This is a genomic window from Aeromicrobium sp. Root472D3 (genome assembly GCF_001426485.1).
GTDB lineage: Bacteria > Actinomycetota > Actinomycetes > Propionibacteriales > Nocardioidaceae > Aeromicrobium.
On the sequence record NZ_LMET01000001.1, the window covers coordinates 2358434 to 2378008 of the forward strand.

Annotated in this window: 21 protein-coding genes and 1 pseudogene; 11 read left to right on the plus strand and 11 right to left on the minus strand. The window is 71.7% G+C overall.

What is annotated here, in order from left to right:
- Nucleotides 1–5 precede the first annotated feature (5 nt).
- Nucleotides 6–881, plus strand: coding sequence for an FHA domain-containing protein (locus tag ASD10_RS11635; RefSeq protein WP_157432558.1), 876 nt, complete (start codon nt 6–8; stop codon nt 879–881).
- Here the strand turns inward: ASD10_RS11635 and mshC are convergent.
- Complete coding sequence (mshC, locus tag ASD10_RS11640; RefSeq protein WP_056608514.1) at nt 878–2104, minus strand: cysteine--1-D-myo-inosityl 2-amino-2-deoxy-alpha-D-glucopyranoside ligase; 1227 nt, start codon at nt 2102–2104, stop codon at nt 878–880. The two genes, ASD10_RS11635 and mshC, sit on opposite strands and share 4 nt — an antisense overlap.
- Nucleotides 2105–2134: 30 nt before the next feature.
- On the opposite strand from mshC, the gene corA reads away from it, so the two are divergent.
- Nucleotides 2135–3094 (plus strand): magnesium/cobalt transporter CorA, encoded by a 960-nt coding sequence (corA, locus tag ASD10_RS11645; RefSeq protein WP_056610194.1) that lies wholly within the window; start codon nt 2135–2137, stop codon nt 3092–3094.
- Between the two features lie 10 nt (nt 3095–3104).
- On the opposite strand, the gene ASD10_RS11650 is transcribed toward corA, so the two are convergent.
- Together ASD10_RS11650 and ASD10_RS11655 are read right to left on the minus strand one after the other, a co-directional pair.
- Nucleotides 3105–3776: a class I SAM-dependent methyltransferase gene (locus ASD10_RS11650; protein WP_157432559.1), complete on the minus strand. Its 672-nt coding sequence runs from the start codon at nt 3774–3776 to the stop codon at nt 3105–3107.
- Nucleotides 3777–3806: 30 nt separating this feature from the next.
- A complete protein-coding gene (locus tag ASD10_RS11655) occupies nt 3807–4640 on the minus strand; it encodes an undecaprenyl-diphosphate phosphatase (RefSeq protein WP_056608520.1) in 834 nt (277 codons plus the stop codon).
- A gap of 48 nt (nt 4641–4688) precedes the next feature.
- Here ASD10_RS11655 and ASD10_RS11660 point away from each other — a divergent pair, with 48 nt between their 5' ends.
- Both ASD10_RS11660 and ASD10_RS11665 read left to right on the plus strand, forming a co-directional pair.
- Nucleotides 4689–5642, plus strand: coding sequence for an aldo/keto reductase (locus ASD10_RS11660; RefSeq protein WP_056608523.1), 954 nt, complete (start codon nt 4689–4691; stop codon nt 5640–5642).
- A complete protein-coding gene (locus ASD10_RS11665) occupies nt 5639–5839 on the plus strand; it encodes a DUF5703 family protein (protein ID WP_235501831.1) in 201 nt (66 codons plus the stop codon). The genes ASD10_RS11660 and ASD10_RS11665 overlap by 4 nt, the downstream gene beginning before the upstream one ends.
- 3 nt (nt 5840–5842) lie before the next feature.
- On the opposite strand, the gene ASD10_RS11670 is transcribed toward ASD10_RS11665, so the two are convergent.
- Nucleotides 5843–7135, minus strand: a complete 1293-nt coding sequence (locus tag ASD10_RS11670) for a M20/M25/M40 family metallo-hydrolase (RefSeq protein WP_056608525.1) — start codon at nt 7133–7135, stop codon at nt 5843–5845.
- Nucleotides 7132–7533, minus strand: a complete 402-nt coding sequence (locus ASD10_RS11675; protein ID WP_056608528.1) for an SRPBCC family protein — start codon at nt 7531–7533, stop codon at nt 7132–7134. The genes ASD10_RS11670 and ASD10_RS11675 overlap by 4 nt, the downstream gene beginning before the upstream one ends.
- A gap of 15 nt (nt 7534–7548) precedes the next feature.
- Here ASD10_RS11675 and ASD10_RS19510 point away from each other — a divergent pair.
- The 3 genes and pseudogenes from ASD10_RS19510 to ASD10_RS11695 all read left to right on the plus strand — a co-directional run bounded on the left by ASD10_RS19510 (nt 7549) and on the right by ASD10_RS11695 (nt 11340).
- Nucleotides 7549–8416: pseudogene (locus ASD10_RS19510) on the plus strand (AAA family ATPase).
- Nucleotides 8413–9825, plus strand: coding sequence for a VWA domain-containing protein (locus ASD10_RS11685; protein WP_056608531.1), 1413 nt, complete (start codon nt 8413–8415; stop codon nt 9823–9825). The pseudogene ASD10_RS19510 and the gene ASD10_RS11685 overlap by 4 nt, the downstream one beginning before the upstream one ends.
- 81 nt (nt 9826–9906) lie before the next feature.
- Entirely contained in the window at nt 9907–11340 is a 1434-nt protein-coding gene (locus tag ASD10_RS11695; protein WP_157432560.1) for a family 16 glycosylhydrolase, read from the plus strand.
- On the opposite strand, the gene ASD10_RS11700 is transcribed toward ASD10_RS11695, so the two are convergent.
- From ASD10_RS11700 to ASD10_RS11710, 3 genes are read right to left on the minus strand one after another with little or no spacing between them, the layout of a single operon-like run.
- On the minus strand, nt 11291–11890 hold the full coding sequence (locus tag ASD10_RS11700) for a hypothetical protein (RefSeq protein WP_056608539.1): 600 nt from the start codon (nt 11888–11890) through the stop codon (nt 11291–11293). The two genes, ASD10_RS11695 and ASD10_RS11700, sit on opposite strands and share 50 nt — an antisense overlap.
- Nucleotides 11806–12645, minus strand: a complete 840-nt coding sequence (locus tag ASD10_RS11705; protein ID WP_082556162.1) for a phosphatase PAP2 family protein — start codon at nt 12643–12645, stop codon at nt 11806–11808. The genes ASD10_RS11700 and ASD10_RS11705 overlap by 85 nt, the downstream gene beginning before the upstream one ends.
- A gap of 15 nt (nt 12646–12660) precedes the next feature.
- Nucleotides 12661–13380, minus strand: coding sequence for a CPBP family intramembrane glutamic endopeptidase (locus tag ASD10_RS11710; RefSeq protein ID WP_056608542.1), 720 nt, complete (start codon nt 13378–13380; stop codon nt 12661–12663).
- Between the two features lie 36 nt (nt 13381–13416).
- On the opposite strand from ASD10_RS11710, the gene ASD10_RS11715 reads away from it, so the two are divergent.
- Nucleotides 13417–14169, plus strand: a complete 753-nt coding sequence (locus ASD10_RS11715; protein WP_056608545.1) for a hypothetical protein — start codon at nt 13417–13419, stop codon at nt 14167–14169.
- Here the strand turns inward: ASD10_RS11715 and ASD10_RS11720 are convergent.
- Entirely contained in the window at nt 14166–15662 is a 1497-nt protein-coding gene (locus tag ASD10_RS11720; RefSeq protein ID WP_056608549.1) for an MFS transporter, read from the minus strand. The two genes, ASD10_RS11715 and ASD10_RS11720, sit on opposite strands and share 4 nt — an antisense overlap.
- Before the next feature lie 122 nt (nt 15663–15784).
- Here ASD10_RS11720 and ASD10_RS11725 point away from each other — a divergent pair, with 122 nt between their 5' ends.
- A complete protein-coding gene (locus ASD10_RS11725) occupies nt 15785–16195 on the plus strand; it encodes a hypothetical protein (protein WP_056608551.1) in 411 nt (136 codons plus the stop codon).
- Nucleotides 16192–16773, plus strand: coding sequence for a flavin reductase family protein (locus ASD10_RS11730; RefSeq protein WP_056608554.1), 582 nt, complete (start codon nt 16192–16194; stop codon nt 16771–16773). The genes ASD10_RS11725 and ASD10_RS11730 overlap by 4 nt, the downstream gene beginning before the upstream one ends.
- On the opposite strand, the gene ASD10_RS11735 is transcribed toward ASD10_RS11730, so the two are convergent.
- Nucleotides 16770–16988 carry a hypothetical protein gene (locus ASD10_RS11735; RefSeq protein WP_056608556.1) on the minus strand — a complete coding sequence of 73 codons (219 nt, stop codon included), beginning with the start codon at nt 16986–16988 and terminating at the stop codon, nt 16770–16772. The two genes, ASD10_RS11730 and ASD10_RS11735, sit on opposite strands and share 4 nt — an antisense overlap.
- Complete coding sequence (locus tag ASD10_RS11740) at nt 16985–19042, minus strand: MMPL family transporter (RefSeq protein ID WP_056608559.1); 2058 nt, start codon at nt 19040–19042, stop codon at nt 16985–16987. The genes ASD10_RS11735 and ASD10_RS11740 overlap by 4 nt, the downstream gene beginning before the upstream one ends.
- Nucleotides 19043–19065: 23 nt before the next feature.
- On the opposite strand from ASD10_RS11740, the gene ASD10_RS11745 reads away from it, so the two are divergent.
- Nucleotides 19066–19566: a MarR family winged helix-turn-helix transcriptional regulator gene (locus tag ASD10_RS11745; protein WP_082556163.1), complete on the plus strand. Its 501-nt coding sequence runs from the start codon at nt 19066–19068 to the stop codon at nt 19564–19566.
- Nucleotides 19567–19575 lie beyond the last annotated feature (9 nt).

Genomic DNA, 19575 nt, shown 5'->3' on the forward strand with positions numbered 1-19575 from the left:
CCGCCGTGCTGCACCTCGAGGCCGACCTGACGTTCGACATCGAGGTGCCGGGCGAGGGCGGCCGACCCGGCGGGAGCCTGCACGGCACCGTCACGGCGTCGGGCAACCACGTCGTGATCACGAGCGATGACATCATGTCGGTCGCGGGGCAGCCCTCGCGAGACGCCGTGCGCGGTGTGGCCGCCGAGCTCGCCCGGCTCGGCCTCGCGGTCGAGGTCGTCGGGCCCGACGGGTCGATCGTGACGCTGGGAGCCGTCTCGGCCCCCGCCCTGCAGCGGCTGGTCACCCGCTCGCGCCACATGCGGCTGGGCAGCTGGTCACGCGTGCTGCGCGCCGTCGTGGCACGCCGGCCGTCCGCACCGGGTGCCGTGGACCTGACGAGCAGCGGTCTGCCGCCCGGCACGCCGTGGCCGCCGGTCCCCCTGCGCCCGATGCCGCGGGTCGTCACGACGACGCACGACCCCGTCGGTGGCCGGGGTCACCCCCGGCTCTACCTGTCCGACACGTCGGTACCGGGTGCCGAGCGCCGGGTCGGGGTCTTCGAGCTGCCGCTGGACGGGGTCGTGATCGGCAGCGCCGAGGGCTCGGGGCTGCGCCTCGAGGGCGTCGACGACGTCCAGGCCGAGATCGTGCGCACCGCCGACGACGAGTACGAGCTTGTCGCCCGCAGCGCGCGGGTGCTCAGCACCGTCGGAGGCCTGCAGCTGCCACGGCAGACCCTGCGCACGGGATCGCGCATCCAGCTCGGACCGTGGCGTCTGTCGTACGTCCGCGACGAGTTCGCCGACCACGGACGCCCCTACGGCGGCCGGATCGGCGGCGAGCTGGGACGTCAGCGCACGCAGCCCAAGCCGGACAACCGGAACCGCCCGGGCTTCTAGAGCAGGACGCCGAGCAGGGCGTCGATCGCGCTGCGCGCGGTGCGGCCCGCCTGCGGGTCCTCGCCGGCGTCGTCGGACGCCCACGCGTCGACCGCAGCCAGGGCGGTCGGCGCGTCGAGGTCGTCGGCCAGGGCGGCACGGATGCGAGCGACCAGCGCGTCGCCGGACGGCGCCACGGTGCGCGCGACGGCGGAGCGCCACCGCGCCAAGCGCGCCTCGGCACGGTCGATCTCGTCGGCGAACCACTCCCAGTCGGAGCGGTAGTGGTGCGCCAGGAGCGCCAGGCGGACGGCCATGGGGTCGTGGCCCGCGGCGCGCAGCCTCGAGACCAGCACGAGGTTGCCCTTGGACTTGGACATCTTCTCGCCCTCGTAGCCGACCATGCCGGCGTGCACGTAGGCGCCCGCGAAGGGCTCGTGCGTCGCGACCGTGGCCTCGGAGGCCGACATCTCGTGGTGCGGGAAGACCAGGTCGGAGCCGCCGCCCTGGACGTCGAACGCCGTGCCGAGGTGGTGCAGCGCGATCGCGGCGCACTCGATGTGCCAGCCGGGACGACCGCGACCCAGCGCGGTGTCCCACGCCGGCTCGCCGGGACGCTCGGCCTGCCACAGCAGGCAGTCGAGCGGGTGCTTCTTGCCCGGACGGTCGGGGTCTCCCCCGCGCTCGGGGAAGATGCGCAGCATGGTCTGCTCGTCGAAGCCCGAGACCAGTCCGAAGCCGGGGTCGGCGTGCACGTCGAAGTAGAGGTCGTCGTCGACGGCGTAGACCGCGCCCGCCTCGCGCAGACGACCGACGAGGTCGACGACGAGGTCGATCGACTCGACGGCGCCGACGTAGTGGGCCGGCGGGATGACCCGCAGGGCCGTCATGTCCTCGCGGAACAGCTGGGTCTCGCGCTCGGCGAGCTCGACCCAGTCGACGCCCGTCGCGGTGGCGCGCTCGAGCAGCGGGTCGTCGACGTCGGTGACGTTCTGCGTGTACGTGACGTCGAGCCCGCGGTCGCGCCAGACGCGCTGCATCAGGTCGAACGTGAGGTAGGTGGCCGCGTGGCCCATGTGCGTCGCGTCGTACGGCGTGATGCCGCAGACGTACAGGCGCGCCGTGTCGGCGGGGTCGACGGCGCGGGCGGCGCCCGACGACGTGTCGTGGACCGACAGCGCCGGCCCCTCCCCCAGCCCGAGATCACTGAGCGACGGGACCTCAGGACTCGACCAGCTGCGCATGCCACGAGCCTAGCGGTGGACAATGACGACGTGATCATCGACTGCGCCGTCTACACCGATGGGGTCCGCGAGACCACCGGCCACGACTCGGAGTCGCTCGACGCGGCCCTGGGGCGTCTCGGTGAGGACGACTTCCTGTGGATCGGCATCGGCAACCCGACCGCCGACGAGATGCACCGCGTCGCCGACTCGCTGGGGCTGCACCCCCTGGCCGTCGAGGACGCGCTCGAGGCGCACCAGCGCCCGAAGGTCGAGCGGTACGCCGACCACACGTTCATCTCGATCCGCACGGTGTCGTACAGCGACGACGACATCACGACGCACGAGGTCAACATCTTCCTCGGCGCCAACTACTTGCTGACGGTGCGCCACGGCGGGCCGACGCTCACGAACGCCCGCCGCGCCGCCGAGAAGATGATCGAGCCGCTGTCGCACGGCCCGACCGCGGCGCTGTACGCCGTCCTCGACAGCATCGTCGACCACTACGAGGACGTCGCCGCCGAGCTCGAGACCGACGTGCAGGAGGTCGAGACGTCGGTGTTCTCGGCGCAGCGCTCGAACGACTCGACCCGCATCTACCGCCTCAAGCGCGAGACGCTCGAGTTCAGACGGGCCGTGCTGCCCCTGCGCGAGCCGCTGCACCGCTTCGCGCTCGGCGACGCCTCGGAGGACGCGCGGCCGTACTTCCGCGATATCGCCGACCACCTGAGCCGGGCGGCCGAGGCGATCGACTCGATCGACCACCTGCTCGACAACGCGCTGCAGGCGCACCTGGCGCAGCTGAGCGTCCAGCAGAACGAGGACATGCGCAAGCTGACCGCCGGCGCCACGATCTTCGCCGTGCCGACCGCGATCGCCGGCATCTACGGCATGAACTTCGAGCACATGCCCGAGCTGTCGTGGACGTTCGGCTACCCGCTGTGCCTGGCCGTCATCGCCGGGCTGTGCGGCTACATCTACCTGCGGTTCAAGCGGTCGGGCTGGCTGTAGCCCGGGCCACCTACCGGCGGGCGAACAAGCCCTTCTTGGGGACGCGCTTGCGGGCGATGCCCCACTGGAACCTGGGCACCTCCTCGACGTCGTAGCCGAGGTGGTCGGCGATGTGCTCGAACGTCATGCGCACGCCCTGGGCGGCCTTCTCGTCGTCGGAGTACGCCTCGTACGTCCTGGCCCCCTCGGGGGTGCGGGCCTGCGGCGAGCCGGCGATCGACCAGTCGAGGTCGTCGAGCAGGATGATGCCGCCGGGCTTCATCATCATGTCGACGAGCAGGAAGCCGAAGCCCGTGACGTCCCACGTGTGGCCGCCGTCGAGGTAGCAGAAGTCGAACTGCGGCCGGGGGCTCTGCTCGACCATCTTGCCGAGCTCCCACGTGAACGAGCGGTGGGCGAAGATCGGCGTGACCCGGTGGGCCAGGTCGACGGTCTGCAGCACCTCGGTGATCTCGGGCTCGTGACCGCGGGCGCTGTTGCGGTCCATCGTCGTCAGGTGGCCGCGGCCGAGGTCCTCGAGCACCGCCCCCATGTAGGCGCTGCTCTTGCCCTTGTAGAAGCCCAGCTCGAGCAGCTCGCTGAGGTCCTCGCGGACGATCAGGTCGCGCAGGTACTTGGCGCGGGCGAGGTTCATGTACTTCAGATCGCCCCAGGTCTCGGTCACACGGTCGAAGGAGGACATGACCGACACCCTACGGGGGCGGGGCCCCGCTCAGCCCACCGTGGTGCCGGCGGCGATGACGCCCGTGCCGACCAGCACCAGCACGAGGGCGCCCAGCCCGACGCGGTAGACGACGAACGGCGTGTACGAGTGCGTGCTGACGTACTTCAGCAGCCAGTGGATGACGGCCAGGCCCACGACGAACGACACGACGGTGCCGACGATCGTGGGGCCGGTGCCGTACGTGTTGTCGCCGCCGATGTCCTTGAGCTTGAAGACGCCGGCCCCCACGACCGCGGGGATCGCCAGCAGGAACGCGTAGCGCGTCGCGGCGGCCCGCTCGTAGCCCAGCAGCAGGCCCATGCTGATCGTCGCGCCCGACCGTGACACGCCGGGCACGAGCGCCCCGGCCTGCGCCAGGCCCAGCAGGATCGCGTGCTTCATCGTCAGGTCGTCGATGGGGCTGGTCTTGCGGCCGACCCGCTCGGCGATGCCGAGCACGATGCCCAGCACGATCAGCGTCGTGCCGATGACCCACAGGTTGCGGAACTCGCGGTCGATCGCGTCCTGCAGCAGCAGCCCGAGCACCACGATCGGCACCGAGCCGATGATGACGAACCACCCCATGCGCCACTCGGGGGCCTGCCGCGCCTCGCGCGAGACCACGCCGCGCACCCACCCGCTGCCGATCGTCCAGATGTCGCGCCAGAAGTACAGCAGCACCGCGAGCTCGGTGCCGATCTGGATGACCGCGGTGTAGGCGGCGCCGGGATCGTCCCAGCCGAAGAACTTGGGGAAGATCGCCAGGTGGGCGCTGCTCGAGATCGGGAGGAACTCGGTCAGGCCCTGCAGCACGCCCAGCACGACGGCACGGAAGAAGTCCACCGAGCGAGCCTACCGCCACGCCTTCACGCCGCCGACTATCTTTGCGGCATGCAGCGTCGTCGCGTCGGTCACTCCGGGCTCGAGGTGTCCCGGATCGGTCTGGGCACCATGACGTGGGGGGCGACGGTCGACTCGTACGAGGCCGGCGACCAGCTCACGACCTTCCTCGACGCCGGCGGCACGCTGGTCGACACCGCCCCGATCTACGGCGACGGCGCGTGCGAGGAGCTGCTGGGCTCCCTGGTGGCCAAGGCCGGCGTGCGCGACGACATCGTGCTCGCGGGCAAGGCCGGCTTCGCCCGTCGCGGCGGCCAGGTCGTCAAGGACGGCTCGCGCCGCACCCTGCTCGACCAGCTCGACGCGTCGCTGCGCCAGCTGCAGACCGATCACCTCGACCTGTGGCAGATCCACACGCCCGACCTCGAGGTGCCGCTGGAGGAGACGCTCGGCGCCCTCGAGCACGCCGTGCGCACGGGCCGCACCCGCTACGTCGGCGTCTCCAACTTCACGGGCTGGCAGACCGGGATCGCCCACACGTGGCTCGCGGGACGTCCCGAGGGCATCCCGCTGGTCAGCACGCAGGTCGAGTACTCGCTGGTCAACCGCGATCCCGAGGACGAGGTCGTCCCGGCGGCCGCGCACCTCGGCATGGGGCTGCTGGCCTGGTCGCCGCTCGGCCGGGGCGTGCTGACCGGCAAGTACCGCGGCGGCGTCCCGTCCGACTCGCGCGGTGCGACGCCGGGGTGGGACGAGTTCGTGGGCGCCTACCTGACGCCGGCCAAGTCGGGCGTCGTCGAGGCGCTGGCCCGGGCCTCCGAGGGTCTGCACGTGTCGATCGCGCACGTCGCGCTGGCCTGGCTGCTGGCGCGGCCGCGGCTGTCGGCCGCGATCGTCGGTGCGCGCACGACGGTCCAGCTGCAGGAGAACCTGGCGGCCGAGCAGCTCGAGCTGCCCCCCGAGATCCTGCTGGCGCTGGACGACGTGTCGCAGGCGGCACGATGAAGGGCGGGTCGATGATCGAGTACGAGTTCTGGAACCTCACGATCGACCGGACGAAGTCGCGGTCGGCCGTGTGCCGCATGCTGACCGACGCCGCGGAGTACCAGGGCTGGGAGCTCGACCGTCTCCGCAAGGACGGGTCGGGTCAGCGCACCGTCACGCTGCGCCGCAAGATCATCCGCATGCGCAGCACCCTGTAGGGGCTACGCCAGCCCGAGGAAGTGGTCGAAGACCCGGGCGCCGAACTCGAGCGACTCGACCGGCACCCGCTCGTCGACGCCGTGGAACAGCGCCGTGAAGTCGAGGTCGGCGGGCAGACGCAGCGGCACGAAGCCGAACGACGTGATGCCGAGCTTCTCCCACGCCTTGGCGTCGGTGCCGCCCGACATGACGAACGGCGCGACGTGCGCACCCGGGTCCTGCGAGTGCAGCGCGACCGTCATGGCGTCGACGAGATCTCCCTCGAAGGCGTACTCGAGCGCGGGCTGGCCGATGTACTGCTCGACGGCGATGCCGGTGCCGACGACGTCCTGCACCGCGGGGGTGAAGGTGTCGTCGTGGCCCGGCAGGAAGCGGCCGTCGACGTACGCGACGGCCTCGCCGGGCACGACGTTGTGCTTGTAGCCGGCCTGCAGCATCGTCGCGTTGGTCGTGTTGCGCATGCCGGCCCCGATCATGCGGACGGCCGGGCCGAAGTGCTCGAGCAGCTCGTCGGGCGTCCCGTCGCTGCCGGTCAGCTCGCGCACCTTGACGAGCAGCTGCTGCATCGAGGGGCCGGGCTCGGCGGGCCACTCGTGCTCGCCGAGGGCCAGCAGACCGCGCGACAGGTGCATCAGCGCGTTGTCGTCGTTGCGCATCGAGCCGTGGCCGGCCGTGCCGCGGGCCCGCAGGCGCATCCACGCGATGCCCTTCTCGCCCGACTCGATCAGGTACAGGCGCTGGCCGCCGACCTCGGTCGAGAACCCCCCGACCTCGCCGATCGCCTCGGTGCAGCCCTCGAACAGCTCGGGGCGGTGCTCGACGAGCCAGTGGGCCCCGAGGACGCCCCCGGCCTCCTCGTCGGCCGTGAAGACCAGCAGGATCGGACGGTCGGGGATCGCCCCGGCGCGCTGGCGGGCCCGGACGACCGACAGCAGCATCGCGTCGAAGTCCTTCATGTCGACCGCTCCGCGTCCGAACAGGTAGCCGTCGACGACCTCGGCGGCGAACGGGTCGACGCTCCAGTCGGCGGCCTGCGCCGGGACGACGTCGAGGTGGCCGTGGATCAGCAGGCCGTCGCGCGACGAGTCCTGGTCGCCCCACCGGGCCACGACGCTCGCGCGTCCGCTCTCGGACTCGATGATCTCGGACTCGATGCCGACCTCGGCGAGCGACGCCGCGACGTACTCGGCGGCCTTGCGCTCCCCCGGCCCGGAGTCGTCACCGAAGTTGCTGGTGTCGATCCGGATCAGGTCGCGGCAGATCTCGAGGGCCTCGGTCTCCGGCGTGTAGGTCATGACAGCAGCCCGTCGATCACGCGCGAGAACAGGGCACGGCTCGACGCGCGCGTGACGCCGTCCATGAACCGGGGCATGCCGACGACGTGGATGTCCTCGCGCCACGTGACCCGGCTGACCCCCGTGTCGCCGACGGGCTCGACCGACAGCTCGGCCCAGCCGGTGACGATGTGGCCGCGCTTCTCGAGGCGGCAGAACGAGGGCTCGCGCCACTCCACGACCTCCATCGGGTCGTGGAAGCCGACCGGTCCGATGCCCGTGAAGGCGTCGAAGCCGTCGGCGGTCGTGGTGATGCGGGTCAGCGGGACGAACTCGCCGTGCCGCTCCCACGTCGTGACGCGCCTCCAGGCATCGGAGGGGGTCAGGGGTACCTCGCGGACGATCTCGATCAGGGCCACGGCATCATCGTAGGCATGCCCACCATGCCGTTCGAGTCGATCGCCGATGTCAAGGCCAGGCTGGCGTCCGCCGGCTACCTCGCGTCGGACGCCATCGCGACGACCGTGTTCCTCGCCAGCGAGCTCGGCAAGCCCCTGCTGGTCGAGGGACCGGCGGGCGTCGGCAAGACCGCGCTGGCCAACGCCGTCGCCGCGAGCTGCGGCGCCGAGCTCATCCGGCTGCAGTGCTACGAGGGCGTCGACGAGGCGCGGGCGCTGTACGAGTGGAATCACGCCAAGCAGCTGCTGCGCATCACGGCCGGCCAGGGCGAGACGTGGGACGAGGCGCGCAACGACATCTTCTCCGAGGAGTTCCTGCTGGCCCGCCCGTTGCTGGCGGCGATCCGCAGCGACGACCCGACGGTCCTCCTGGTCGACGAGACCGACAAGGCCGACGTCGAGATCGAGGGCCTGCTGCTCGAGGTGCTGGGCGAGTTCCAGGTCACGGTGCCCGAGCTCGGCACGATCACGGCCCGGCACCGGCCGTTCGTCGTGCTGACGTCGAACGCGACGCGCGAGCTGTCGGAGGCGCTGCCTGTTCCTGCACGTCGACTTCCCCGACGCCGACCTCGAGGAGGAGATCGTCCGCCTCACGGTGCCGGGGCTCGACCGGACGCTGGGCGAGTCGCTCGTGCGGGTCGTGAACGCGTTGCGCGCGATGCCGCTGCGCAAGGCGCCGTCGGTCTCGGAGACGATCGACTGGGCTCGCACCCTCGTCGCGCTGGGCGCCGACATCCTCGACGACGAGGTCGTCCGCGACAGCCTCGGCGTGATCCTGAAGCACCAGGACGACCTCGAGAAGGCCCGCGCCCGTCTCGACCTCGACGAGGTCCTCTCGCCGTGAGCCCGTCGCAGGATCTCGCCGGCCGGCTCGTCGAGCTCGTCGCGGCCCTGCGCAGCAAGGGCATCTCGGCCGGCACCAGCGAGACCGTCGACGCCGCGGCCGTCGTCGAGGTGCTGGGGCTCGACGACCGTGCGCAGCTGCGCGAGGGGCTCGCGGCCGCGCTGATCCGTCGTGGCGGCCAGCGCGAGGTCTTCGACATGGCGTTCGACATCTACTTCCCGGCCGGGGTGGGTGCGCCGCAGGCCGCGATGGACGTCGACGACGACTTTGATCTCGACGACCTGCGCGACCTGCTGGCGATGGCCCTGGCCGAGAACGACCTGCGGACCCTCGAGCAGGTCGCCGAGATCGCGATCGACCTGCTGGGTCGCGTCGGCACGCCCGACACGCAGAGCCAGGGCTTCTCGGCCTACCAGACCCTCGAGCGGCTGCGCCCCCAGACGCTGCTGACGCAGGCGCTGGAGATGCGCGGGCAGGGCGGCGGTCAGGGGCAGGGTCAGGGGCAGGGCACGGGTGGTGGGAGCGGCGGCTCCCCCGACTTCACCGAGCGCCTCGAGCGCGACGAGGTGCGCCAGAACATCGAGCGGTTCCGCGAGATGGTCGCCAGCGAGGCCCGGCGTCGCACCGCCGAGGTGCGGGGGCGCGACGTCGTGACGCGGCACGCCGTGCGGTCCGGCACCGACCGCGTCGACTTCCTGAGCGCGAACCGCCAGCAGCTCGAGGAGCTGGCGCGATCGGTGCAGCCGCTCTCGCGCAAGCTCGCGACGCGGCTGGCGGCTCGCCGGCGCAAGAACAACCGCGGCCGCATCGACATCCGCCGCACGCTGCGACGCTCGATGTCGACCGGTGGCGTGCCGATGCATCCCGCCTACGCCAAGCCGCACCCGTCCAGGCCCGAGCTCGTGCTGCTGTGCGACGTCTCGGGATCGGTCGCGGGCTTCAGCGGCTTCACGATGCACCTCGTCCAGGCGCTCAGCGGCCAGTTCAGCAAGGTGCGGGTCTTCGCCTTCGTGAACGCGATGGACGAGGTCACCGATCTCGTCAAGGAGGGCTCCGACGACCTGTCGGCCCGCATCCAGGCCGAGGCGCGCATCACGAAGTGGCACACCAGCAGCGACTACGGCGAGGCGTTGGGCGACTTCCACGCCGAGTACCTCGACGCGATCGGCCCGCGCACCGCGGTGCTGATCCTCGGCGACGCGCGCAACAACAACCAGGATCCCAACCTGGGCGCGCTGCACGACATCAGCCAGCGGGCCCGCCGCACGTTCTGGCTCAACCCCGAGGCCGTGATGCGCTGGGGGCTCGGCGACTCCGTGGCCCCGCAGTACGCGGACGTCGTCGAGATGCACCAGTGCAGCAACGTCGACCAGCTGACGCGCTTCATCACGCGGTTGCTACCGGTGTGAATCAAGTCGGGACCGTCCGAGGTCTTGACTTTCCGATGACTTCTCGGGTCGGCTGACCCCCGCAGGGCTTACGGTCTCCCCATGGGGAGCAGGAGCCGCCGCGCGACCGTCGCGGGCATCGTCGCCGTCGCCGCGGCGGCGGCCGCGCTGCACGCACCGGCCGTCGCCGACGAGCGGGTCACGACCGAGCGGGTCGCGATCGCCTCGCAGGCCTCGCAGTGGACGCCGTCCGCCCACACGCGCCTGCGCACCGTGAGGATCGGCTCGACGCGGGCGTTGCAGATCGCGCCGACCCGCCGGTCGGGACGCACGAACCTGTCGGCCCGCTCCCCGGTGTCGACCGACGTGGTCGACCGGGCGGGCACGCTGGTCCGCGCGACGGCTCGCGTGCGGTCGTCGCAGCCCGGACGCCGCATGACCCTCACGATCAGGGAGATCAGCGCCGGACGGGTCGTGGCGAGCCGCTCGACGAGCGTCACGGCGGCGTCGCGCAGCTGGCGACGCCTCACGGTGTCGTTGCGCACGACGCGCGCCGGCAGCCGCGTGCAGCTGTCGACCCGGGCGTCGCGCGTCTCGGGACGCCATCTCGCGCGCATCGCGGACGTCACCGTCGAGAAGACGGTCCCCGCCGCCTCGCGTCCCGCCCCCGCGAGCCCCGCTCCCCCCGCGACGGCGGCGTCGTGCGAGGCGATCGACTACTCCGACCCCGCGCAGGGCGTGCGGACCTTCACCGACGACTTCGACGGCACCGCGATCGACCCGGCGAGCTGGCGGGTGCGCGACGACACGTTCCTGAACCACGACAAGGCGTGGATCACCCGGGACGCCGTGTCGGTGCACGACGGGTACCTCGACATCACGGGGCGCCGGCTGCCCCAGGACCAGTGGCGCACCAACACCAAGGCCCTCTACGGGGCCGAGAACGCGACGCGCGACTACTCGACCGGGTACGTCGACTCGATCGACCGCTTCAGCCAGCGCTACGGCAGCTTCGAGGTGCGCGCGTGGGTGCCGAGCGCCTCGACGATGTCGCGCGGCATCTGGCCGGCGTTCTGGCTGCGCGCCGACCACCAGCCCGGCGAGATCGATCCGATGGAGTCGTACGGGGCGCCGACCATCCGGTCGTTCGACCCCTCCAGCTCGTACGAGTGGAACAGCTGGGCCGACACCGCGCAGGGCTCGACCAGCGACCCCGTCAAGCAGAAGACCCAGGGCCGGGCGGACGTCGGCACCGACAAGATCTGGCAGGGCTGGCACACCTACGGCGTCAACTGGTCGCCGTCGTGCCTGCGCTACACCTACGACGGCCGCACCGTCGCGACGGTGCTGTTCGACGACCCGAAGACGCTGGGCTACTTCCGCGGCCCGACGTTCGCCGACACGTTCCACATCCGTCTCAACATGCAGGTCGGCTCGAAGTACTGGGGCTGGGCCGATCCCGAGCACACCCGGTCGGAGTTCAGCTTCAAGATCGACTGGGTGCGCGTGCACCAGGGACGCGACCTGATGCCCTGAGCATCCACGCCCACCCGACGGCGATCGCCAGCATCGACAGGACGCCCCAGGGCGGGTAGACGTGGTTCTGCATGAAGCCGTAGGCGCCGACCAGCGCCACCGCGGCTCCGGGCAGGACCCACGGGCCGGCGACCCGCAGCAGGCACCCCGCGGCCGCCGCGGTGGCCCCGATGAACGCGATGGACCCGATCTGGCCGAGGTCGCTGGCGTAGCCGAACACCGTGCCGAGCCCACCCTGGCGGTCGTACTTGAGGGCGCCCGCCGCGATGCCGGCGAGGATGTCGAGGGCGCTGTAGAAGCACGCGAACACATAGCCCAGCACCAGCGTGATCCGCCCGTAGACGGGCTCGATCGAGCGGGCCACGAGCCAGGGGCCGACGGCCAGCAGCGGGAACAGCGGCAGGAGCACGATGTGCAGGTCGCGCCACCGCGCGGATGCGTCCTGCGTCAGGTGGGCGGGGTGGGTCAGCCCGATGAGGCCGATGAGGATCGGCGGCGCGAGGACCGCGATCGTGGTGCGTCTGTCCCAGCGCGTGACCGTCGTGTCCATGCGTCGAGCCTAAGCCCGGCGACGAGGAGCAGCAGCGCGACGACGCCGTCCAGCCACCAGTGGTGACCCGTGGCCGCGACGACGAAGACCGTGACGGGCAGGTGCATCAGGACGACCCACCGCACGCGACTGCGGCTCATCGCGAACGTGCCGAGGGCCACGACGGCGGCCCAGCCGACGTGGATCGACGGCATCGCGGCGAACTGGTCGGACACCCCGGTGCCGACGTCGCCGTAGACGCCCAGACCGTACCGTGTCGACAAGTCGACGAATCCCAGCTCGTCGACGAAGCGCGGCGGTGCCACGCGCAGGAACCGGATGACCAGGCACCCCGCCGTGACGGCGACCAGCCCGTTGCGCCAGTGCGGGTACCGGTCGCGGTGGCGCACGAACGCCCAGACCATGAAGGCGATCAGTGCCGGGACGTGGACGATCGCGTAGTAGCCGTTGACGAACCGGGCCAGCCAGTCGTGCGCGACGACGACGTGCTGGACGGAGATCTCGGTCGGCAGGTGCAGGGCCCGCTGGAACCGGTCGATGTCGCGGGCACGGTCGAGCGCGCCCGCCTCGTGCGTGATCGGCAGCATGCGGGCCAGGCGCCACACGGCGTACAGGCCGGCGACGAGCGCGAACTCGCGGAACGCGGGCAGCAGGGCGTCGCCGACGCGCGACCGCGGCACGCGGGCCAGCACGAGCCACGCGACCAGGCTCAGGACCGTGGCGACGGCAGCTTGCTCCCACGACGGCCACGGCACCGTGACATTGTGCCCCTAGACCGAGGTCTGCACCTCGTCGGCTCCCGGCTTGCGGAACAGCGGCGGCATGAAGCGCAGCATGAGACCCGACCAGGTCAGGTGCGTCAGGAGCGGGGCCTGGATGCCTCCGGAGGCACGGCGCTGGAGGCCGAAGAGCGTCCCCATGACACCGCTGGCCAGCACGAGGGCCGGGTTGCGGGTCGAGGTCGTCGCCAGGGCGTACACCGCGGTCGACTTCAGGACGGGGTTCTCGGTGCCGACCGCGGCGTACAGCGCTCCGCGGAAGAACACCTCCTCGGCAGCACCGTTGGCGAACGTCGTGAGCGTCACGAGCGGCGCGGACCCCTGGTCGGCGAAGGCCAGCACGTCGCTGAGCGCGCGCTCGAGGAACGGGATGCGCCGGGCGACCAGCGCCGCCCCGTAGAACGCTCCGAAGGCGCCCACGCCGAGGACGACGGGGGTGATGACGGGACGCCGCAGCCCCGCGTCGTGCGTCTGCTCCCACCCCAGGTGCAGCGGGCCGGACGCCAGCGCACCGGCCGTCCACGTCGCCGCGACGCCGAGCGTCAGGCCGTAGAACTCGGTGGAGTCGGGCTCGGTCGACAACGACTTGCCGAGCAGCGCGGCGCCCGCGAGGCTCACGCCGGCGACGACGCGGCGACGCCGGTGGAAGGCGGCGTCGGACTGGAGGTGGTCGCGAGGGACCTTGTCGATGAGCGCGCGCAAGACAGACACGCCTCGACGCTACAAGGTCTCCGATAGCCTCGCCTGATGACGGCGACCTTCCGCCTCGGCCTCAAGAACGTGCTCGGCTCCAACTGGACGCCGGTCCGGCACCGGTGGGCCGGACGCGCCGCGATGCTCGAGCGCGAGATGAACGGCCCGGGCGGCATGGACGCGAGCGTCTACTTCCTGGTCGAGGTCAACCGCCCGCCCGAGCGGCGCAGCCTCGCCGCGATCCTGCCGGGCTGGGACGTCGTGCGGTCGCGGGGCCACAACGACGCCTACAGCGATCCTGGCGTGCACCGGGTCGTGGAGTCGCACGAGCTCGCGCTCGGCACCGCGACGCGTCAGGAGCGGTATGTCACGGTCGTCCGCTACGAGCACGTGGCCAGCGGGGTCGAGTGGACCGGCGCCACGACGCACCTGTCGTCGTCGGTCAACACGACGGCCGAGAAGGCCGAGGCCTCGCGCCGGATCCAGGGCACCCGGCTGGCCGAGCTGTGCCGCGAGCTGGACGTCGACGTCCTGGCCGGTGACATCAACAACATCGCGGTGCGCCCGGACACGCCCCGCGGGATCCTGCAGGCCGCCGGCTACACCGACTGGCGCTCGGCCGTCGAGGTCGAGAACGTCGACCACGACGTGCACCACGCGATCGGCCGGCCGGTCCCCCGGCGGGGGCGGCACCTGGACGCGATCTACCTGGGCCCCCGGGTCACGGCCCTGGACGGCCGGGTCCAGGTGTCCGAGCCCGACAGCTCGGACCACCTGGGCCTGGTGTGCACCGTGCGGATCGGCTAGGCGACGCCGACGGCTCCCTCGGCCGGGATGTCGTCCTTCTTGGCGTTGATCAGCGTGACGGCGGTGATGAGCGCCAGCACCAGCATCATGGCGCCCCAGAAGAACGCCGTGTGGTAGCCGCTGAGCAGCGCGTCGGAGGCGACCTGGCGCTGCGAGCCCGAGCCGACGTTGTCGGCGAGGTAGCTCGTGACGGCGCCCGCGTACAGCGTGTTGAGCAGCGCGGTGCCGAGCGACCCGCCGACCTGCTGCGAGGTGTTGAGCAGCGCGCTGGCCACGCCCGCGTCGTGCGAGCCGACGCCGACCAGGGCGGTGCTCGACGCCGGGATGAACACCGCGGCCATGCCGATGCTCATGAGCAGCAGCGGCGGCAGGACGTGGGTCCAGTACGACGTGTCGGCCGTGATCTGCGTCAGCAGCAGCATGCCGATCGAGGCGCTGACCAGGCCCGGCACCATGATCGGCTTGGGGCCGAAGCGCGGCAGCAGCTGCGAGATGACGCCGGCGCCGCCGATGATGCCGAGGCTGAACGGCAGGAAGGCGAAGCCCGACCGGAGCGGGCTGTAGCCGAGGGTCGCCTGGAAGTAGAACGTGAGGAACAGGAACATCGCGAACAGGCCCGCGCCGATGAACAGGAACACGAGGTAGGAGCCACCGCGGTTGCGGTCGAGCGCCACGCGCAGCGGCAGCAGGGGGTGCGCCGAACGACGCTCCCACAGCACGAACGCGACGAGCAGCACGACCGCGGCCCCCAGGAACGACAGCGTCGTGGGCGCGGTCCAGCCGAGCACCTCGGTGCTCTGACCGGGATCCTTCTCCTTGGCCGCCTCGGTGAAGCCGTAGACCAGCGACACGAGACCGAGCGTCACGAGCACGGCACCGGGGATGTCGTACTTGGTGTTGCCCTCGGCCTTGCTCTCGCGCACCACGCGGGTGGCGGCCCAGGCCGCGACGAGCGCGATGGGGACGTTGACGCCCAGGCACCAGCGCCACGACGCGTACTCGGTCAGCACACCGCCCAGCAGCAGGCCGATCGCCGCGCCACCGCCCGAGATCGCGCCGAACACGCCGAAGGCCGTGGCGCGCTCCTTGCCCTCGGTGAAGGTCACCGAGATCAGCGACAGCGCCGCCGGGGCCAGCAGGGCCGCGAAGACGCCCTGCAGGCCGCGGGCCGCGTAGAGCAGGACGGCCGTCGAGGCCAGGCCGCCGAGGGCCGACGCGGCCGCGAAGCCGATCAAGCCGATGACGAAGACGCGCTTGCGCCCGACGAAGTCGGCGATGCGGCCGCCGAGCAGGAGCAGGCCGCCGAAGGCCAGCGTGTAGGCCGTGACGACCCACTGGCGGTCGGCGTCGCTGATGCCGAGGTCCTTCTGCGCCGACGGCAGGGCGATGTTCACGATGGAGGCGTCGAGGACGATCATGAGCTGGGCGACGGCGATCACGCCGAGCGCGAGCCAGCGCTTCGGATCGGGTGCGGTGGACGGTGCTGTGGACATGGGGTCCTCACGGGGTGTGGGTGGGGTGAGAGGCAGGCGCCGCCGAGATCATCAGCGTCAGGACCCATCCTGCTATTCCGCACCGACACAATGGGTTGCACGGTGGCTGCGACACTCGTCACATGACCGTCCGCCCGCTCGCCCGCCTGCTGCTCGGCACGTTCCTCGTCCTCGCCGGCCTGAGCCACCTCTTCTGGGCCCGCGAGACCTTCCGCGCGCAGGTTCCCGAGTGGCTCCCGCTCGACGTCGACCTCGTGGTCGTGGCCTCCGGCGTCGTCGAGATCGCCCTCGGCGCGGCGCTCGTGCTGCTGCACCGGCAGCGGGTCGTGGTCGGCTGGGTCGTGGCGGCGTTCTTCGTCGCGGTCTTCCCCGGCAACGTCAACCAGCTCGTGACGCACACCGACGCGTTCGGGCTCGACTCCGACCTGTCGCGCTGGCTGCGCCTGCCGTTCCAGCCGCTGCTGATCGCGTGGGCGCTGTGGTCGACCGACGCGTGGCGGCACCGGCCCGGACGGGCGAGGATGGACGCATGAGACGCGTGATCCGGACCGACGTCCCCGATGCCGGGGCCTACCCCCTGCTCAACTCGCTGGTCGTGCCGCGGCCGATCGCGTGGATCTCGACGCTGTCGGCCGACGGTGTCGGCAACCTCGCACCGCACTCGTTCTTCAGCGTCGCGTGCGCCAACCCCCCGATCGTGTCGTGGACGTCGGTCGGTCACAAGGACACGCTGGCCAACGTCCTCGCGACGGGCGAGTTCGTGGTCAACCTCGCGTCGCTGCCCGACCTCGACCGCGTCAACGCGACGAGCGCGAGCTTCGACCCGCAGGTCGACGAGGCGTCCGAGCTCGGCATCGAGATGGAGCCGAGCGACCACGTCGCGCCGCTGCGCGTCGTCAGCTCGCCGGCCTCGTTGGAGTGCCGTCTGCACTCGACGATCGAGCTCGGCGACTCCGTGCTCGTGCTGGGCGACGTCGTCGCCGTGACGGTCGACGCCGAGGCGATGGACGGCGACCACCCTGAGTTCACCCGGCTCCAGCCGGTCTCGCGGCTCGGGAGCAACGAGTGGGGTCTTCCCCCGGAGGTCAGGGCGGTCGACCGGCCCCGCTAGCCCAGCAGCTCCTGCACCGAGACGTCGCCGTCCTCGGACTCGATCGCGTCGGCGATCTTCGTCACGTCGTCGGGCTGCACCTCGACCGCGATCTCGTCGAAGCCCTTGCGGAGCTCCTCGACGACGACGACCTCGGTCGCACCGTCCTGGTAGGCCGCCACGCGGTCGACGACGTTCTGGATGGCCTCGATCTGTTCGCTCTCGTAGTCACTCATGACGGCGTCGTACCCTCCGCGTGGTCGTCCAATCGCCGCGGGTGGCTCGGCCACCAGAACCGCTCGCCGAGCATCGTCGCGAGCGCCGGCACGAGCAGGCTGCGCACCACGAGGGTGTCGAGCAGGACGCCGATGCCGACGATGACGCCGATCTGCGTCAGCGCCACGACGGGCAGCACGCCCAGTACCGCGAAGACCGCCGCGAGCACCACGCCGGCGCTGGTGATGACGCCGCCGGTGACGGCCAGGGCGTTGGTCATGGCCCCGGCGACCGGGAGACGTGCCGCCTCCTCACGCGCCCGTGTCGTCAGGAAGATGTTGTAGTCGACCCCCAGCGCGACGAGGAAGATGAAGGCGAACAGCGGCACCGGCAGGTCGAGCGCCGGGAAGTCGAACAGGTGCGTGAACACGAACCACCCCGCCCCCACGGCCGTGACGTACGTCGCGACGACCGTCAGGGCCAGCACCACGGCCGCGACGACCGATCGCAGCAGCACCAGCAGGATCACCATGACGATCGCGAGGACCAGCGGGATGATCAGCAGCCGGTCGTGCGACGCCGCCGCGGCGGCGTCGATGTCCTGCGCGTCGGGGCCACCGACCAGCGCGTCCTCGCCGAGCGCCGCGCGCAGCCGGTCGACGGTGTCGGCGGAGCGGTCCGAGCCGCGGTCGCTGTCGAGCACGACGTCGAGCGACGCCCACTCGTACGACGTCGCGCCGGCCCTGACGGACGAGACGCCCTCGACGCCGTCGACCCGCTGCGCGACGTCGGCGACGTCGCCGGGCCGGGTCAGCACGACGGTCGGCTCGGCGAAGCCCGCGGGGAACGCCTCGGCCAGCGTCTCCTGCCCCACGACCGACTCGGGCGTCACCCGGAAGCGGTCGTTCTGCGTCAGTCCGACCTGCAGGCCGACGGCCCCCAGCGACAGCAGCAGGAGCAGCGCGACCGATCCGGCGACGAACACCCGGGGGCGGCGCACGACGGCGCGGCCGACGCGCGACCACACGCCCGTGCGGGCGGGGTCGTCCTGGCCCAGACGCGGGACGAAGGGCCAGAACAGCCCGCGGCCGAACAGCACCATCGCGGCCGGCAGGGCGACGAGCCCGAACACGACGGCCACGACGATGCCGATCGCGGCGGACCACCCGAGCGCGCGGTTGCTGGGCGTGTCGGCGAACGACAGGGTCAGCAGCGCCAGCGTCACGGTGCCCGAGCTCGCCAGGATCGCGGGAGCGGCCTGGCGCCACGCCGCGCGCATCGCGACGAACCGGTCCTCGTGGCGTCGCAGCTCCTCCCGGTAGCGCGCGATCAGCAGCAGGGCGTAGTTCGTGCCCGCACCGAACACCAGCACGGAGGTGATGCCGGTCGTCGAGCCGTCCACGTCGTAGCCGAACAGCTGTGTCGCGGTGGCGACGGCGAGCGAGGCGACGCGGTCGCCCACCGCCACGACGACCAGTGGCACGAGCCACAGCCACGGACTGCGGTAGGTCACGAGCAGCAGCACCGCGACGATCAGCGCGGTGGCGACCAGCAGGCGCACGTCGGCACCGGCGAAGGCGTTCTCGATGTCGGCCTGGAAGGCCGGCCCACCCGTCACCTGGGCCGTCAGCCCGTCCGGCAGCGACGACACGGCGTCGCGGATGTCCTCGACGCTCGCCGATCCGGTCGACGCCTCGAGCGGCACCGCGACCAGGCCGACGTCGCCGTCGTCCGAGAACGTCGGCGTCAGGTCGGCGCCGCCGATCCCGAACCGTCCGAGGTCGCCGGCCAGCTCGGTCACGGCGGCACGGCCGTCGTCCCCCAGCGCCCCGCCGTCGCGGCTCACCACGACGATCGCCGGCGAGACGCCGCTCGACGGCAGCGTGCGCTGGATCGCCGAGACCGTCGTCGACTCGGCGGAGTCGGGCAGGGCGCCGGACGCCTCGTCGGCCTCGCGCGCCTCGGGGGCGAAGGCGAAGACGAGGCCGGTCAGGACGACGAAGACCAGGACCGTCAGGATCGCGGCGCGGCGGGCGGGTCGGAACGACTTAGTTCCATGATCGAATGATTCCACGAGTGAAATAGTACGATGGACGCATGACCACGTCTAATCGGCCGAGCACCGCTCCCCGCCCCATGGGCTCGAGCGGTGCGACCGACCTGGTCCGCGAGCTGCGTCTGTTCAACCTCGAGATCGAGCGCTACGTCCTGCGGATGAGCCACGTGCACGCGATGCACCGCACCGACCTGTCGGCGATCGGCCTCGTGATGGACCGCGGCGGCGCGACCCCGAAGGACATCGCGGAGGGCCTGAACCTGAGCCCCTCGGCCACCAGCGCCATGATCGACCGCCTCGAGCGGGCGGGCCACGTGCGCCGCGAGCGCGTCGAGAGCGACCGCCGCTCGGTCAAGGTCGAGATCACCGACCAGGCCCTGGCGGTGGGTTCGTCGATGTTCGGCCTGCTCGCCAAGCACATGCGCGGCGTCCTCGACGAGCACGACGACGAGGAGCTGGCGGCCATGGCGTCGCTCATGGAGCGCATCAACGCCTCGGCGCGTGCGGCCAGCGATGAGGCGGGGACGGCTCCGGGCGACTAACGTCGTCCT